Origin of the sequence: Paracoccus niistensis, assembly GCF_042432925.1 — a bacterium.
GTDB classification, from domain to species: domain Bacteria; phylum Pseudomonadota; class Alphaproteobacteria; order Rhodobacterales; family Rhodobacteraceae; genus Paracoccus; species Paracoccus niistensis.
The window spans coordinates 1-15,693 of the sequence record NZ_JBHLWE010000050.1; the positions used below are offsets into that span (position 1 = coordinate 1).

14 protein-coding genes are annotated in these 15,693 nt (G+C 67.3%); 2 read left to right on the forward strand and 12 right to left on the reverse strand.

Going from position 1 to position 15,693, the window contains the following annotated elements:
- The 12 genes from ACFFII_RS16685 to ACFFII_RS16740 all read right to left on the reverse strand — a co-directional run.
- A partial coding sequence (locus ACFFII_RS16685) for an NAD(P)/FAD-dependent oxidoreductase (protein WP_377700005.1) occupies nt 1–355 on the reverse strand: 355 nt, incomplete at its 3' end.
- Nucleotides 352–1,863, reverse strand: a complete 1,512-nt coding sequence (locus ACFFII_RS16690; protein WP_377700006.1) for a class I adenylate-forming enzyme family protein — start codon at nt 1,861–1,863, stop codon at nt 352–354. The genes ACFFII_RS16685 and ACFFII_RS16690, both read right to left, overlap by 4 nt.
- Nucleotides 1,860–2,687 (reverse strand): oxepin-CoA hydrolase, alternative type, encoded by an 828-nt coding sequence (locus ACFFII_RS16695; RefSeq protein ID WP_377700007.1) that lies wholly within the window; start codon nt 2,685–2,687, stop codon nt 1,860–1,862. Before ACFFII_RS16695 ends, ACFFII_RS16690 begins: the two co-directional genes overlap by 4 nt.
- Nucleotides 2,684–3,118, reverse strand: coding sequence for a PaaI family thioesterase (locus tag ACFFII_RS16700; protein WP_377700008.1), 435 nt, complete (start codon nt 3,116–3,118; stop codon nt 2,684–2,686). The genes ACFFII_RS16695 and ACFFII_RS16700 overlap by 4 nt, the downstream gene beginning before the upstream one ends.
- On the reverse strand, nt 3,115–4,113 hold the full coding sequence (locus ACFFII_RS16705) for an acyl-CoA dehydrogenase family protein (RefSeq protein WP_377700009.1): 999 nt from the start codon (nt 4,111–4,113) through the stop codon (nt 3,115–3,117). Before ACFFII_RS16705 ends, ACFFII_RS16700 begins: the two co-directional genes overlap by 4 nt.
- 13 nt (nt 4,114–4,126) lie before the next feature.
- Nucleotides 4,127–5,323: an acyl-CoA dehydrogenase family protein gene (locus ACFFII_RS16710; RefSeq protein WP_377700010.1), complete on the reverse strand. Its 1,197-nt coding sequence runs from the start codon at nt 5,321–5,323 to the stop codon at nt 4,127–4,129.
- A 13-nt stretch (nt 5,324–5,336) separates the two neighbouring features.
- A complete protein-coding gene (locus tag ACFFII_RS16715) occupies nt 5,337–6,512 on the reverse strand; it encodes an acetyl-CoA C-acyltransferase (protein WP_377700011.1) in 1,176 nt (391 codons plus the stop codon).
- Nucleotides 6,509–8,623 (reverse strand): 3-hydroxyacyl-CoA dehydrogenase NAD-binding domain-containing protein, encoded by a 2,115-nt coding sequence (locus ACFFII_RS16720; protein WP_377700012.1) that lies wholly within the window; start codon nt 8,621–8,623, stop codon nt 6,509–6,511. Before ACFFII_RS16720 ends, ACFFII_RS16715 begins: the two co-directional genes overlap by 4 nt.
- A 2-nt stretch (nt 8,624–8,625) precedes the next feature.
- Nucleotides 8,626–9,426 (reverse strand): IclR family transcriptional regulator, encoded by an 801-nt coding sequence (locus ACFFII_RS16725; RefSeq protein WP_377700013.1) that lies wholly within the window; start codon nt 9,424–9,426, stop codon nt 8,626–8,628.
- 8 nt (nt 9,427–9,434) lie between these two features.
- On the reverse strand, nt 9,435–10,772 hold the full coding sequence (locus tag ACFFII_RS16730) for a TRAP transporter large permease (protein WP_377700014.1): 1,338 nt from the start codon (nt 10,770–10,772) through the stop codon (nt 9,435–9,437).
- A 1-nt stretch (nt 10,773) separates the two neighbouring features.
- Nucleotides 10,774–11,286: a TRAP transporter small permease gene (locus ACFFII_RS16735; protein WP_377700015.1), complete on the reverse strand. Its 513-nt coding sequence runs from the start codon at nt 11,284–11,286 to the stop codon at nt 10,774–10,776.
- Between the two features lie 141 nt (nt 11,287–11,427).
- A complete protein-coding gene (locus ACFFII_RS16740; protein WP_377700016.1) occupies nt 11,428–12,537 on the reverse strand; it encodes a C4-dicarboxylate TRAP transporter substrate-binding protein in 1,110 nt (369 codons plus the stop codon).
- A 181-nt stretch (nt 12,538–12,718) separates the two neighbouring features.
- On the opposite strand from ACFFII_RS16740, the gene ACFFII_RS16745 reads away from it, so the two are divergent.
- Nucleotides 12,719–14,134: a hypothetical protein gene (locus ACFFII_RS16745; RefSeq protein ID WP_377700017.1), complete on the forward strand. Its 1,416-nt coding sequence runs from the start codon at nt 12,719–12,721 to the stop codon at nt 14,132–14,134.
- A gap of 856 nt (nt 14,135–14,990) precedes the next feature.
- The gene (locus ACFFII_RS16750) at nt 14,991–15,623 is read left to right on the forward strand and encodes a cold-shock protein (RefSeq protein WP_377700018.1); all 633 of its coding nucleotides are present in this window, start codon (nt 14,991–14,993) and stop codon (nt 15,621–15,623) included.
- Nucleotides 15,624–15,693: the final 70 nt, after the last annotated feature.

The window sequence follows — 15,693 nt, forward strand, 5'->3', positions numbered from 1 at the left end:
AGACGTTGCCCATGCTGACGATGTAGTTGCCGTGGTTCGACATCAGCCGCGGCATCGGCCAGTTGGGGATGCGCGCCGAGCCCGCCGGGCCCAGCACCACGAAGCTGTCCGAGGTGACGGCCGTCTTCACCGGCGCGCCCTTGTCCTTCCAGTCGGGGATCAGCGCGTCCAGGCCGACCGGGTCCAGCACCGCGCCCGACAGGATATGGGCCCCGACCTCGGAGCCCTTTTCCAGCACCACGACGTTCAGGTCGGCGTCGATCTGCTTCAGGCGGATCGCCGCCGACAGGCCCGCAGGCCCCGCCCCGACGATCACCACGTCGAATTCCATCGATTCGCGTTCGATCGTGCTCATCCTTCCTCCTTGGTGTCGAGCGCATCGCGGAACGTCTCGATCAGCTTCTGCTTGAGGATCTTGCCGTTGGGCGAGGTCGGCAACGCCGTTGTCACGATGATGCGCGAGGGCCGCTTGTAGGGCGAGAGACGCTCGGCCACGTGCTCGCGCAGGTCGGCTTCGCTGACCACGGCGGGATCGTCGGCCTGGCAGAAGGCCAAGACCTCCTCGTTGCCGCCCTCGACCTTGCGGCCGATCACGGCGGTCTGGACCACGCGGGGATGGTCGTTCAGCGCGGCCTCTACCTCGGGCGGATAAACGTTGAAACCGCCGCGGATGATCAGCTCGCGCGCGCGCCCTGCGATATGCAGGTTGCCGTCCTCGTCGATGCGGCCCAGATCGCCGGTGCAGAGGAAGCCGTCCGCGTCGAAGGCAGCGGCCGTGGCCTCGGGGTTGCGGAAATAGCCGGGCATGACATGCGGGCCTCGGGTCTGGATCTCGCCCACGCCATCGGGGCCCACGTCGCGCAGGCGCAACTCGACGCCGGGCAGGGCCGGGCCAACGCTCACATCGGGCACACCCGGCGGGTTGGTGGTCAGGGTGACGCCCGCTGTCGTCTCGGTCAGGCCATAGCCGTTCTGCAGTGCCACGCCATAGAAGGCCTCGGCCCGCCGCTTCCAGTCGGGATCAAGCGGCGCGGCCCCCGACGACACATAGCGCAGCCGTCCCGGCGGCAGGCGGGTGCCGCCCGCCTCCTCCATGATCAGCGCGTGCATCTGCGGGACCGCGGGCAGGACGCTGACGCCCGCCTGCAAGGCCTCGACCACGGCCGGGGCCGAGAAGCGCGGGAACAGCCACAGCTCGGCCCCCGCGACGGTGCTGGCGATCATCATCGAGGTCAGGCCGAAGACATGCGTCATCGGCAGCACGCCCAGAATCAGGTCGTCGGGCGTGATCTCGCGCATCCGGGCCGAGGTCTGGCCGCCGAACAGCAGATTGGCGTGGCTGAGCATCACCCCCTTGGGCGTGCCGGTCGAGCCGGTCGTGTAAAGGATCACGGCCGTCTGCTCAGGACCTGCTGCCACAGGCTCGGGCGTCGCGGAAGGGCGCGGCCCGGCGATCGCCAGACTGCCCAACAGCGTGTTCCAGCCAGCCGCATCGGCGATCTCGGCGTGGGTGCGTGCCTGGGGCGAGACATGGGTCAGATAAACCGTCAGCCGCGGGTCGGCGTGGTCCGCGATGCGGTGCAGCTCGTGCTCGGTCATACGGGCATTGACGGGCACGGCCACCGCATCGAGCCGCGACGCCGCCATGATCAGCCCCACCAGCGCGGCACAGTTTTCCGCCAGGATCAGCAGGCGGTCGCCCGGCCGGAGGTCCCGCGCTTTCAGTTCGGCGGATAGCACATCCACGGCGGCGGATAGTTCACCATAGGTGAAGGTTCTGCCGTCGTGATCGCGCAGCGCAGGCGCATCCGGGCGGGTGCTGCGTTGGGTGTCGAGCGGATCGTGTATGCGGGTCATGGTCATCGGCGGGTTTCCTCCTTCTCGGCGCCGGAACTGCCGCGGCCGAAGTCCGGCGCGGTTCGGTTCAGGCGGGCTTTCAGGCCCGCGGCGGCCTCGGGGGCGGCCAGCGCGTCGGTCATGGCCTCGGCCTCGCGGTCGAGCTGAGCGCCGAAATCGCCGTCGTGGGCGGTGGCCAGAAGCCGCTTGATCGTGCCATGGGCTGCGGCGGGACCCTGCGCCATCCGTGCGGCCAACTCTGCGGCACGGGCGAGCGCCTGTCCGGGCGCTACGAGGTCTGTCACTACGCCCATCCCCGCGAGGGTGGCAGCGGATACCGGATCGCCCGTCAGGCACATCCGAGCCACGAAGCTCGCCGGCATACTGCGCGCGAGCGAAGCGGTCAGTCCGCCGTCCGGCACTAGCCCCACGCGAACATAGGCGGCGGCGAAGCTCGCGTCTTCGGCTGCCACCAGCAGGTCGCAGGCCAGCGCGACTGACAGCCCTGCACCGGCCGCGCCGCCTTCGACGGCGGCGATGACGGGGCGTGGGCAGATGCGAATCGCGCGGATGGTGGCGTGCAGGTCCTCGATCAACGCGCGCCGCTCGTCCCGTCTCATCGCGGCGCGGGTCGCCAGCGCGTTCAGATCGCCGCCCGCGCAGAAATATCCGTCCGCCCCGGTTAGTACCACGGCGCCCAAGCGATCCTCGGCCGCCGTCTGCTCCAGCGCCTCGCGCAGGCTGACATACATGGAGGGCACCAGCGCATTGCGGCGGCCGGGGTTCGACAGCGTCACCCGCAAGTGGTCGCCGTGATCCTCGACACGAGCCTCGGCTTGCGCGGGTGTCATGGGGTGTTCTCGGGGCTGCTCTTGGTCCCGGTGGGAACGCGCTTGAAGACCCCGCTCGCCGTCGCGATCAGGGTGCCGTCGTCATGGACCAGATCGGCCGCGACGAAGAGCAGGCTGCGCCCTCCCCCGACCACGCGGCCCGTCGCGGTGACGCCGCCTTTCCGGGCGGGCCCCACGAAGTCGATGTTGAGCGAGACCGTGAGGAACGGCTGGCGGCCGCTGTCGTCCACGGTCAGGCTGGCCGTGGCGCCGGCGGCGCTGTCGAGCAGCATCCCCGCTATTCCGCCATGCAGCACGCCGTGGCGGTTCGTGTGGCGTTCGTCCAAGACCAGCCGGCAGCGGGCGCGCCGGTCGGGTTGGCCCACGTCCAGCGTGTAGCCGACCATGCGCTGCGCGCCGGTTTCGTCCTCGATGATGGCCCCGCCGCTCATGCGGCGCTGACCGCGATGAAGCGTTCCAGGTGATGGTCGCTGTCACCGAAACGGGCGTCGGCGGCCAGCAGGCGGCGGGCGAGGGGCGCGAGCTCGTATTCCTCGGTCATCCCGATGCCGCCGTGAAGCTGGATCGTTTCCTCGGCCACGTAAAGCGCGACCCGGCCCACGAGCGACTTGGTGGCCGCGACATTGCGGTCACGGTCAGGGGCGTCGAGGTTTCCCGCGAGGTTCCAGACAGCCGAGCGCGCCTGCTCGACCTCGGTCAGCAGGTCGGCCATGCGGTGCTGGACCGCCTGGAAGGACCCGATCGGACGGCCGAACTGCTTGCGGGTCTTGAGGTAGTCGGTCGTCAGCTCGACCGCCTTTTCCATCACCCCCAAGGCGTCGGCGCAGACGGCGAGGATCGCGGCGGCGAGCGGTTGTTCCAGAAGCGATACGTCCCCGATCCGGCGGGCGGCGGTATCCTTCAGCGTGACCTCGGCCGCGCGGCCGCCGTCCATCAGGGCATAGCCGCGCATGGCCAGCCCCTCGGCTCCGGCCTCGACCAGCCACAGCCCGTCTGTAGCCCGCACGATCAGGTGGGTCGCGTCCTCGGCCCCCGGCACGACCGACTTCTCGCCGGTCAGCCGGTCGCCCTCGGCGCGGGTCGCCACGGTGCCGTCATAGCGCTGTCCGGGTTCGTCCAGCGCAACCGCGACGCGGGCCTCGCCGCTGGCGGCGGCCTCGGCCAGATCGGCCTCGCCCGCGGCGGCCAAGATGCCCGCGCCCAGCACCACGCTGTCCAGCAGCGGCATGACCGCACCTGCCCGGCCGAGCGTGCGGAACACCATCAGGATGTCCGCCCCGGTGCCGCCGAAGCCGCCGGCCTCTTCGGTCATCAGGGCCGCGCCCGTTCCCAGGTCGAACAGGGCGGCGCTGTCCGGGCCCCGTTCCAGCGTGCGCGCCAGGCTTTCGCCCAGCATGGTCTGTTCCTCGGTGAAGCCGAAATCCATGAAGCGGTTCCCCTCAAAGCCCCAGCAGGGATTTGGCGATGATCCCCCGCTGGATTTCGTTCGAGCCGCCATAGATCGACAGCTTGCGGTTGTTCAGATAAGCGCGGGTCGCCCCTGCCGCCTCGGCTGGGCCGGGGGGGGCATCGTCATTCGCGCCCTCCAGCGCCTCGGAGGGGAAGGCCAGCGCCCAAGGGCCAACTGCGCGGCGGGTCAGGTCGTTGATCGCCTGCCGGATCTGGGTCCCCTTCAGCTTCAGCATCGAGCTTTCCGCCCCTGGCACCTGACCCGCAGCCGCCTGCGCCAGCATCCGCAGGTTGGTGGTGGACATCGCCATCAGGTCGATCTCGACCTCGGCCAAGCGGGCGGCGAACAGCGGATTCTCGATCAGCGGCCTGCCGTTCGCGACCTGGGCCCGCGCGATCCGTTTCAGCGCGGCAAGGCCCGCCGTGGCAAAGCCCACGCCCGCGATGTTGGTGCGCTCATGCGTCAGCAGATACTTGGCGTAGGTCCAGCCCTTGTTCTCCTCGCCCACGAGGTTCGCGACGGGCACGCGCACGTCGTCGAAGAAGACCTCGTTCACCTCGGGCGTGCCCTCCAGAAGGACGATGGGCCGCACGGTGATGCCGGGGGTGGTCATGTCGATCAGGAGGAAGCTGATCCCCTCCTGCGCCTTGACGGTGGAATTGGTCCGCACCAGGCAGAAGATCCAGTTGGCATGCTGGCCAAGCGTGGTCCAGGTCTTCTGCCCGTTGACGATGTAATGGTCGCCGTCGCGCACCGCCGTCGTCTTAAGCGAGGCGAGGTCCGACCCCGCGCCGGGTTCCGAGTAACCTTGGCACCACCAGTCCTGCCCGTTCAGGATGCGCGGCAGGTAGTGCTCCTGCTGTTCCTTCGACCCGAACTTCTGCAGCACCGGTCCCAGCATGGCGATGCCGAAGGGCAGGATGCGCGGCGCATGGGCCAGCGCGCTTTCCTCCTCGAAGATGTGGCGCTGGATCGCGGTCCAGCCGGCGCCGCCGAACTCAACCGGCCAGTTGCCGGCAAGCCATCCCTTCCCGTTCAGGACGGCGTGCCATTCCTCGATCTCGTCCTTGGTCAGCTCCTGATGAAGCCGGACCTTTTCGGACAGCCGCGCGGGCAGCCGGTCCCGAAGGAACTGGCGGACCTCGGCGCGGAAGGCCTGGTCCTCGGGCGAAAAGCTCATGTCCATGGCGGTTTTCCCCTCAGAAGATCTCGATCAGGCCGGCAGCGCCCTGGCCGCCGCCGATGCACATGGTGACGACGCCCCATTTCGCGCCGCGCCGCTTGCCTTCCAGCAGGATGTGGCCGGCCATGCGCGCCCCAGTCATGCCGAAGGGGTGGCCAATGGCGATCGAGCCGCCGTTGACGTTGAACTTGTCAGGGTCGATTCCCAGCCGGTCGCGGCAGTAAAGCGCCTGGCTGGCGAAGGCCTCGTTCAGTTCCCACAGGTCGATGTCGTCCACCGACAGGCCCGCCCGTTCCAACAGGCGCGGCACGGCGAAGACCGGGCCGATGCCCATCTCGTCGGGCTCGCACCCCGCAATGGCGAAGCCGCGAAAGGCGCCAAGCGGCGCCACGCCCTCGCGCGCGGCAAGCTCGCCGTCCATGACCACCAGCGCCGCAGCGCCGTCGGATAGTTGCGAGGCGTTGCCGGCGGTCACGAACTTGTCCTCGCCCTTGACGGGTTTCAGCGAGGCCAGCCCGTCCAGCGTGGTGGACGGACGGTTGCATTCGTCGCGGTCGAAGGTGGCTTCCTCGTGCCGGACCTCGCCCGTGGCCTTTTCGATGACAGCACGCGTGACCTCGATCGGGATGATCTCGTCCGCGAACAGCCCCGCCTGCTGCGCGATGGCAATGCGCTGCTGCGAGCGTAGGGCGTATTCGTCCTGAGCCTCGCGGCTGACGCCATAACGGGCGGCCACGTTGTCGGCGGTGTCGATCATCGGCAGATACAGGTCGGGCTTGTGTTCCTCGATCCAGGCCTCGCGCGAGTTCCGGGGCGGCGGCTGGACTAGGCTGATCGATTCAACCCCGCCCGCCAGTACGGCCTGCGCGCCTTCCAGCTGGACCATGTGCGCGCCCATCGCCAGCGCCTGCAGGCCGGACCCGCAGAAACGGTTGACTGTTGTGCCTGCCACACTGACGGGAAAGCCCGCGCGCACGACGATCTGACGGGCGATGTTGCCGCCGGTGACATATTCGGGATAGCCGCAGCCCCAGATGCTGTCCTCGACCAGCGCGGGGTCGATGCCGGCGCGTTCCACCGCGACGGCGGCGACGCGCCCCCCCATGGTCGCACCGTGGGTCAGGTTCAGGCTGCCCCGGCCGGCCTTGCCGATGCCTGTGCGGGCGGTCGAGACGATGACAGCGTCCTTCATTTCATGTCCTTTCCGGTGTTCACGTCGGCCAGTTTCCCGCCTTCGGCAGCAAGGCGCGCCAACAGGGGAGAAATCTGCCAGAAATAGGGGTCTTCCTGGGCGAAGCGGGCGATGTCGGCCGCGATGCGGTCCAGCCCCTGCGCGTCGGCCCAATGCATCGGGCCGCCCTTCCAGCGCGGGAAGCCATAGCCATGCAGCAGCACGACATCGATGTCCGAGGCCCGGGCGGCGATACCTTCGTCGAGGATCTGAGCGCCTTCATTCACCATTGCCGCCATGTAGCGAGACTGGATCTCCTCGGGCGTGAAGCTGCGCGGGGTAATCCCTAGCTCGCGGCGGATGCCGTCCAGCATCTCTGCAATCTCGGGATCGGGGCGGCCCTGCGGGGACTGGTCGTCATAGATGTAATAGCCGCGCCCGGTCTTGCGGCCTAGACGTCCCGCCTCGACCAGCCGGTCGGCGAAGACCGGCACTCGCTCACGCGCATCGCGGGTCGCCGCCTTCCGCTGCCGGGTGGCATAGCCGATGTCCAGCCCGGCAAGGTCGCCCACCTGATAGGGACCCATCGGGAAGCCGAAGCCGACAATCGCTTGATCGACGTCGTAAGGCGAGGCGCCGTCCAGCACCATGTGGTCGGCCGCCGTGCGATAGGCCAATAGCATCCGGTTGCCGATGAAGCCGTCGCAAACGCCCGAGCGCACGCCGATCTTGCCCATCCGCTTGGCCAGCGCAAAGGCGGTCGCCACCACGTCCGGGGCAGTGCAGTCCGCCACGACAATCTCCAGCAGCCGCATCACGTTGGCGGGCGAGAAGAAATGCAGCCCAATCACGTCCTGTGGGCGTAAGGTCGCTTGGGCGATCAGGTTCACGTCGAGATAGGACGTGTTCGTCGCCAGCACCGCGCCGGGGCGGCAGATGCTGTCGAGGGTCTGAAACACCTCGCGCTTGACGTCGAGATCCTCAAACACTGCCTCGATCACCAGATCGACCTCGGCCAGCGCGTCATAAGCAGCGGCGGCGCGGAACGCCTGCGAAAGCATCTGGTCGCGCGCCTCGGGGGCCAGCTTGCCGCGCTTGACGGCACCCTCCAGCATCTTGGCGATGCCTGCGGCCGCTTTGTCCGCGGAAGGTTGGTCACGTTCGACCAGCGTCACGTCCAGCCCTGCCGTCAGCGCGGCGGTCGCAATGCCTTGCCCCATGGTGCCGCCGCCGATGATGCCGACGCGGTCCAGCTTGCGCGGGCTGACGCCGGTCAGGTCGCCCTGCTGCGCGGCCCGGCGCTCGGCGAAGAAGGCGTGGATCAGCGCCGCGCGTTCGGGCGTTTGCATCAAGTCCATGAAGGCGCGGCGCTCATGCGCCACGCCCCCGGCAAAGGGCATCGCGAGCCCCTCGACGATGGTGTCGAGCGCGCGCATCGGTGCCACCTGCCCGCGGGCGGACTTCATGACCTTCCGGCGCCACTCCTCCACCATCGCCGCGTCAGCCGCCGGAGCCTCGGCTTCACCCAAGCGGCGAGGCCCGGCCCCCTGGTTCAGCAGCCGCCGCGCCTCGGCCTCGCCTGCGGCGCGGGAGTCGGTCCCTTCGGCCACGGCGTCGATCAGCCCCAGCCGCCGCGCCTCGCCCGCGTCGATCTGGCGCCCCGAGGTAATGAGATCGATAGCCGCCTCGGTTCCCACGGCGCGCGGCAGCCGCTGCGTACCCCCCGCACCGGGCAAGAGGCCCAAGGTCACCTCAGGCAGGCCCATCCGGGTGCCCGGCACCGCGACCCGGTAATGCGCACCCAAGGCGACCTCCAGCCCACCGCCCAGCACCGTGCCGTGCAGCGCCGCGACCACGGGCTTTTCCGATGCCTCAATGGCGGCGATCACGTCGGGCAGGCTCGGGGGCACCGAAGGCTTGCCGAATTCAGAGATGTCGGCCCCGGCGATGAAGGTGCGGCCGGCGCAGGACAGCACGGCGATCCGGGCGTCGGGATCCTCTGCCAGGCGGGCGACGGCCTCGGCCAGTCCCTGCCGCACCGCCGCGGACAAGGCGTTGACTGGCGGGTTGTCAATCTCGATTAATGCGATGTCGCCCTCGCGGCGATAGCTGACGGGGGTCTGTCCAGCCATGCTCAGGCCTCCATGCGGACCAGGCCGGGGGCCTGTCCAGTCAAACGTTCCAAGGTGCGGACCGCGGCGACGAGTCGGGGCCCGACGTCGGTTTCCATGCGCTTGATCGGAGCCTCGGCGGGCAGCGCGCCGCAGGTGAAAACCACCGGCTCTGCAAGGTTGCTGCTGCGGAACGGCACAGAAACCGCATTGTAGGCGGCCGACATCCCGCTACCGGCAGGGGTTGAGACGAAGCCCTGCAGCGCCATGTCGGCAAGCGCCTGCGGCCTGCCGACTAGCAGCGCGTCCAGCGACTCCGGGTCTGGCAGGTGCTCGGCGGCGATCCGTTCGATCTCGGCCGGCGTGGCCGCAGCGATGAAGGCGCGCCAGGACGAGAAGGGCTGCAGCGGAATGCGCTGCCCGACCTCGAGCCAGATCGAGGCCACCCGGGTCGGCCGCCAGGTGCGGATCAGGACCATCTTGTCGCCGTCGCGCACCGCCAGCACCACCAAGGTTCCGCTTTCCTCGGCCAGCCGCTGCATCAGGTCATGCGCGGGAACAAGAAAGGACAACGAGGTTGCCGCCACATGGCCGACTGCGACCAGCGTCGGCCCTGGCCGGAAGCGGTCGTCACGGGGCGACTGGACCAGATAGCCCAGTTCCCCAAGGGTAAAGGTCAGGCGCGACACCGTCGATTTCGGCAGACCGGTGCGCTGCGCGATTTCGGCGTTGCTCAAGCCGTCGTCGGTGACGCGGAAGGCGCGCAGGACCGACAGCCCCCTGGCCAGAGTCGTCGCGAAGCGGGGATCGTTCTGTTCGGTCATCGCCTGCCTCACAAGCCGTTCGGGATGAGGGTCGAGATTGCCGGCACGAGGATCAGGATGCCCAGCACCACGATGTCCATCGCGAGGAAGCGCATCACCCCAGTGAAGATCTGGTCCACGGTGATGTTGCGCCCGGTCACGTTGCCGATGACGAAGACGTTCAGCCCGACCGGCGGCGTGATCAGCCCGATTTCCAGCAGCTTGACCACGATGACGCCGAACCAGATCAGGTCCATGCCCATGCTGTCCACCATCGGGATGACGAATGGCAGGGTCAGGACGATGATGCCCACGGGGTCGAGGAACATGCCAAGGAAAAGGTAGAGCGCCGAGATCGCGACCATCAGCATCAGGGGCGACAGCCCCGCCCCGGCGACCCACTGGGACACCATCCCCGCAGCCCCGGTCAGCGCGACGAAGGACACGAAGATCTTGGCGCAGGCGGCAATCAGGAAGATGGCCGAGGTCTGGATCAGGCTCTCGCGGATGGCGGTCCACATCGAGCGCAGCGTCAGCGAGCGTTCGAGGAAGCCAATCAGGATGGTTAGCACCACGCTAATCGCCGCCGCTTCGGTCGCGGTGAAGAGACCGCCATAGATCCCGCCGATGATGACCAGGAACAGGACCAGCGCCGGCCAGGCCGAGATCGCCGCCTTGAGGCGCGCGCCTTCGGACAGAGGCGTCGGATCGACAGGCGCCGCGGAAGGATCACGCGACGTCCACCAGACCACGACGATGACATAGCCCAGAAGCGTCAGCAGCCCCGGCAGGATGCCTGCCAGGAACAGCTTGCTGATCGAAGTTTCGGTGAAGATGCCGTAAAGGATGAACAGCACCGAGGGCGGGATCAGCGACCCCAGCGTGCCGCCGGCAGCGACAGAGGCCGTCGCCAGGCGCGGGTTGTAGCCTAGGCGCAGCATCTCGGGCACACAGATGCGCCCCATGGTCGAGGCGCAGGCGATCGACGACCCCGAGATGGCCGAGAACCCGGCGCAGCCCATCAGCGAGGCAACGCTGACCCCGCCTGGCACGCCGCGCAGCCAGACGTTGGCCGCGTCATAGATGCGGGTGGTGATGCCGGTGTGATAGGCGATGTTGCCAAGCGCCACGAACAGCGGGATCATCGACAGGTCGTAGGAATGGATCAGCTCGAAGAAGCTGTTCACGACCATCGACGAGGTCGGGTTGATAGCGCGTTCCGGCGTGAAGCTGCCGCTGCGGAAGGCATAGATCAGGAAGGTGCCCACGGTCGCCACGCCGGCCAGCACGAAGGCGATCGGCACGCGCAGCGCCAGAAGGACGATGACCAGCCCGAAGGCGACAAGTCCGATGGTGGATGCATCCATCTCAGACGGACTCCTCTTCGGTGTGGCTTTGGGTGGTGACGGTGCCGGTGCGCTGCAGCTCGGCGAGGTCCTCGAGCGCCACCAGGACGAGGCGGATCGTCATCATGACGAGGCCCAGAAGGAAGACCAGCTTCATCGGCCAGCGCGGGATGCCCAGAAGCCCGTCGTAGAACTCGCCCGAAGACCACGAACCCGACAGGTTGCGCCAGCTGGCATAGATCAGCGGCAGCATCGCCAGGAGCGCCACGAACCAGCCGAAGACGATCAGCCTGCCCCGGGCGCGGGGCGACATGCGGTCGGTGACGAAGGTCACCGCGATATGGGCGCGACTGGCCGTTGCCGCCGCCAGCGGAAAGACGATGGTCGGGATCATCAGCTCGCGGACGATGATGACGATGTCGGGCACGCTCCACCCGAAGAACTGCCGGCCGATCACGTTGGCGGTAATCGCCAGCGCCAGCGCCAAGGTCGAGACGACGGCGAATTCAAGCATGATGCGTTCGATGGCCTTCATGGCCGCACCTCCGGGTTTGATCGCGCTGTGGTCCGGGCCGATATGGGCGCGAACCGGGGGACGATGTGCCGGGCAGGCCTGTCCGGATGGATGCGGCCTGCCCGTCAGGCCTGAGTCAGGTCCAGAGGATCGGACCTTGGCTCAGTTGGCCTTGGCCGCCCAGGGATAACCCTGCTCATCACGCTGTTGGGCGAATTCCGCGATCAGTGCGGTGTATCGATCGACGAGCGCCTGGCCGTCCAAGCCCGCTCCGTCAGCGCGCTGGATCCACTCGTCGATGTATTTCTTTCCAGCCTCGGCCAGCCGCGCGCGGTCCTGGTCAGAGATCTTCAGGACAGGGGTACCCTTCTCCTCGAGAATCTTGACCGAACGCTCGTTGGCATCGGTCAGGATGCGCCCGAACTCGTCCGCCAGCCCCTCGCCCGCCGTCATCAGGCCCTGCTGCTGCTCAGGCGTCAGCGCGTCGAAGCTGTCCTTGTTCATCATGATGCCCAAGGCGCCGATCTGGCCGAAGTCGAGTTCGGTATAGCTGTCGAAAACTTCGTCGAACTTCAGCGCCTCGACCAGATAGGGATAGGTTTGGGTGCAGTCGATCAGTCCGGTATCCAGCCCCTGAAAGGCCTCGTAGACCGACATGTCGACCGGCGTTGCCCCGAGATCGTGGAACACCTTGCCATAGGCACCGACCCCGCGGATCTTCAGGCCTTTGACATCATCGAGGGACTCGATGGTCTTGCCCTTGCAGCCGACCTGCACGGCCGAGGTGGTGTACGTGCCGATATAGACCAGGTTTTGATTGGCCAGGTTCTCCCTGATCTGCTCGTTCTCGCGCATCAGCTTGTCGGTAGCCTTCATGCCCACCCAGGGATCGGGGTTCGGGATCGGCAGGTCGGCCAGGCCATAGGCGATCATGTCCTGCGGGAAATAGACCCCGATAACCGAGCCCATATCGGCCACGCCGTCACGGATCGACTCGACCGCAGCCTTTTCGGAAAACAGCGCCCCGCCCCAGTTCACGTCAATGGTGACTTCGCCCTTGGTCTGTTCGGCGACCTGATCAACGAACCATTGGGTCGCCTCGGCGCGCACGCCGCGGTTGGGTCCGGCTTCGCCGTAGATCAGCGTGGCGGCCATCGCCGCGGACGACGCCGAGCAGAGCAGCCCGACGGTCAGAAAACTCGTCATCAGAAAACGCATGGTGATTCTCCTCCCGTTCCAATAGATGGCACACTGTCTCAGATAATGGAACACTCTTGCACTGCCTCAAGCGAATTTGCGAGAGTGGCGGCGAGGATTCGCAGAGAGGAAAAAGATGCGTGTTCACCCTGGCGAGGGAGGGCTTCGTCTTCATTTCCGGCCACGATGTCTGTCTCTGCTCCGGCCGGCTGCGAACGCCTGCTGTCTGATGCCTGTCTGAATGCAGGCTTTTCCCATGCCCGAGCGCTCTGTCCGCATGCTGGTCGCACAGGGCTGCATCATCGTCGTCGTCCTGGCGTCCTTTGCCGGCATCTTCATCCACTCTGCCGCCATCGGCCTGACCGCCGGCGCGGCGCTGGCGGTCTTTCTCGTCCTGTGCAGGCGGCAGTTCACCATCGCCACGTGGTTGACCGTCAGCCTTTGCGTCCTGCTGCTGGCCGCGGCGATGCTGCGCGGCATCGACATCGAGACGCTGTCCCGGGGGCTTGAGCGGATGGCCTTCCTGGCGGCGCTGCTGGCGCTTCTGGGTGCGTTGCGGGTGGTTGCCTCAGAGGCGCCCGAGGTCGTCCGCGCCGGGCGCTATCTCACGACCCGCCCACCCGGCCGGCGCTATCTGGCGATGAACTTCGGCGGCCATGTCTTCGGCGTCCTCATCAATCTCGGCGGCATCGCGCTGCTGCTGGACATGACGCGGCGGTCGCTGGAGGAGACGAGCGCCCATCTGCCCCCGGACCTGCGGGAATGGAGGCTGCGCCGCATCACGACGGCCGTGCTGCGGGGCTTTGCGCTGGCCCCGCTCTGGTCGCCCATCGGGCTTGGGCTGAACGCCCTGCTGCTGGCAATGCCCGGGCTGGAATACGCCGACATCGGGCCTGCGGGGTTGCTGGCGGCGGCGTTGTTCCTGGCTTGGGGCTGGTTTCTGGACTGGGCGGGGGCGCCGCGCATCCCGCTTACGTCGCGGGCAGCCCCTCGACCGGATGCCGCCGACCGGGGCGGGGTTGCGCTGCTGGTGATGCATGTGGCGCTGCTGGCTGGGCTGGTCTTCGGGCTGCACGCGGCCACCGGGCTGCAGTTCCAGCAGGCGCTGCTGATCGCCGTGCCGGGCTACAGCCTGGCTTGGGCGGCGCGGATCGGGCGCGGCGGTCCGGGCCGCGCGGGTGCCGCGATGCGCCGCGCCACCGCCGGGACGATCCGGCGCTTTCCCTTGGCCGCCGCCGAGATCGGCGTCTTCGCCTCGGCGGGGCTTCTGTCGGTGCTGGCGCTGGAACTGCTGCCGATCGACCGGGTGCAGGCGCTGGTCGCCGCGCTGATCGGGGCCCCCTGGCAGATGGTCGTCCTGCTCAACCTGTCCATGTTCGCGCTGGCCACGGCAGGGGTGAACCCGATCATCACGGCCTCCGTCCTGGGCGGCCTCGTGACGCAACTGGACGTGCCGGGACTGAGCGATGCGGCCGCGGCGCTGTGCCTTGCGGGAACCTGGAGCTGCGTCATGGGCTTCACGCCGCTGATGACGACGGTGGTCTATGCCGGCGCATTGGTCGGACGGCCCGCGGCGGTCGTGGGCTTCCGCTGGAACGGGCTCTACTGCCTGTCAGGGCTGGCCCTGTGGACGATCGGGATGGCGCTGCTCGTGCAATCGGGCCTGATGTGAGGCTCGCCCCCCTTTTCTTCTGCCACTTGGACAACGGCGCGATGGATGCTGGCGACCGAGGGCTGCGGATCGAGAAGGGCCAGACCCTCGATCAGTTCGACCATCTCCTTCGGGAAGATGCGCGTCCCGGCTTCCGGCCGGATCGGACGTGCAGGGCCTGCCGGCCCATCCGCCCGGTCGCGGGCCGGCCAGCGGCGCGCGGTCCGCATCGGGAGGCCCGCCCCGGCTGCCACCCTTGATGGTGGAGGTGCGGGCGCCGCAGGGCCATGCGGCGGGCGGCGTCCGCCCTGTCCGGCCCCATCCGCCGGTCCCTCCGTCATGATGGTCTTCCCGTCCGCAAGGGGATCGCGTTGTGCATCATATCGCCCCGCACCCGGAAGATGGGCTTCTGCTCGCCAAGGGCTCGGCTCGCGTAAAGACGCGCCTCGCGCGGCCCCATGGCCCAGATGTCCTTGAGCGCGGGATCGGAGAGGTCCGGGCCGGGTTGACATATTCGTCCTCCCGGTTTTCCCACTTGTCCTTGGTCCCGCGCGCCACGAGCTGATCGACCAGCACCTCGTTGAACTGGCGTGCCGCCATCTCTTCCGCTTGCCGGCCAGCCCAAACCCCTAGTATCTCGTTGTTCTAGCCTAAAACCTTCCTAAAGGCCAAGGGCGATCCAATGAATACTGCCCGAGTAGGGCAGGGCAGGGCATCCTGCTGGATCAACCTGTTGCCGTTTTTCTACAGGACACTCTCCTCGCAGGCATGTAACGTAAGGGCACAATTTTCTTTCCAATGACGTCGGTTAATCGTCTTGTCTCTCCCGAGAGGCACCCTTCTCGAAGTTAAATGTATCCTCAGAGTTTCTATCTGCATGCTCACTAATCCCTCGCCCTTCCGCGCGGAGGAGAGGTCCCTGCTTGGCCAACTGGTCAGGGGACAAGTCAAATGGTTCGATCCAGCCAAGGGCTTTGGATTCATTGCCGATCCAGAAGGGAAAGGTGACATTCTTCTCCACGGGAACGTGTTGCGCAGCTTTGGGCAGAGCTCGATTGTCGAGGGCACGCTGGTCGAGGTTATGGCCGTCGAGACAGTGCGCGGGCGCCAGGTGGCCAAGATACTGTCCATTACGATTCTGTCCACGAACGCCACGGTGCCAATTGCTGAACTGGCGGGTCTGTCGGATGCCGACATGGCCGCGCTGCCGCTACTGCCAGCTCGGGTGAAGTGGTTCGACCGCAGCAAGGGCTTCGGATTTGCGAACGTCTTTGGTCGCAAGGGCGATATCTTCCTGCACCTTGAGATACTGCACCGCTTTGGCTTTGCCGATCTTGTCAGCGGCGAAGCTGTCTGTCTGCGGGTCTTTCTTGCTGAGCGCGGTATGGTGGCAGTTGAGATTTCAGCCTGGGAGAAGGCGGTTGCTGTCAGAAAGCTCGTTGCCGAAGATGATGTGAATTCCGAGATGCTTGCCCAGAAGGAACGGTCTGGGCCGGCGCGAGAGTTCTGAGAGCTTCTGACCTGCCATGGGATTTTTCCTCCACCGCCGATTAGAGTCCGCCCTAACTCGAGGACGGACA

Excerpts from the sequence above, each read along its gene's own strand:
- ACFFII_RS16690 (WP_377700006.1), bottom strand. The coding sequence starts at position 1,863 with ATGACCATGACCCGCATACACGATCCGCTCGACACCCAACGCAGCACC.
- ACFFII_RS16695 (WP_377700007.1), bottom strand. The coding sequence starts at position 2,687 with ATGACACCCGCGCAAGCCGAGGCTCGTGTCGAGGATCACGGCGACCAC.
- ACFFII_RS16700 (WP_377700008.1), bottom strand. The coding sequence starts at position 3,118 with ATGAGCGGCGGGGCCATCATCGAGGACGAAACCGGCGCGCAGCGCATG.
- ACFFII_RS16705 (WP_377700009.1), bottom strand. The coding sequence starts at position 4,113 with ATGGATTTCGGCTTCACCGAGGAACAGACCATGCTGGGCGAAAGCCTG.
- ACFFII_RS16710 (WP_377700010.1), bottom strand. The coding sequence starts at position 5,323 with ATGGACATGAGCTTTTCGCCCGAGGACCAGGCCTTCCGCGCCGAGGTC.
- ACFFII_RS16715 (WP_377700011.1), bottom strand. The coding sequence starts at position 6,512 with ATGAAGGACGCTGTCATCGTCTCGACCGCCCGCACAGGCATCGGCAAG.
- ACFFII_RS16720 (WP_377700012.1), bottom strand. The coding sequence starts at position 8,623 with ATGGCTGGACAGACCCCCGTCAGCTATCGCCGCGAGGGCGACATCGCA.
- ACFFII_RS16725 (WP_377700013.1), bottom strand. The coding sequence starts at position 9,426 with ATGACCGAACAGAACGATCCCCGCTTCGCGACGACTCTGGCCAGGGGG.
- ACFFII_RS16730 (WP_377700014.1), bottom strand. The coding sequence starts at position 10,772 with ATGGATGCATCCACCATCGGACTTGTCGCCTTCGGGCTGGTCATCGTC.
- ACFFII_RS16735 (WP_377700015.1), bottom strand. The coding sequence starts at position 11,286 with ATGAAGGCCATCGAACGCATCATGCTTGAATTCGCCGTCGTCTCGACC.
- ACFFII_RS16745 (WP_377700017.1), top strand. The coding sequence starts at position 12,719 with ATGCCCGAGCGCTCTGTCCGCATGCTGGTCGCACAGGGCTGCATCATC.
- ACFFII_RS16750 (WP_377700018.1), top strand. The coding sequence starts at position 14,991 with ATGCTCACTAATCCCTCGCCCTTCCGCGCGGAGGAGAGGTCCCTGCTT.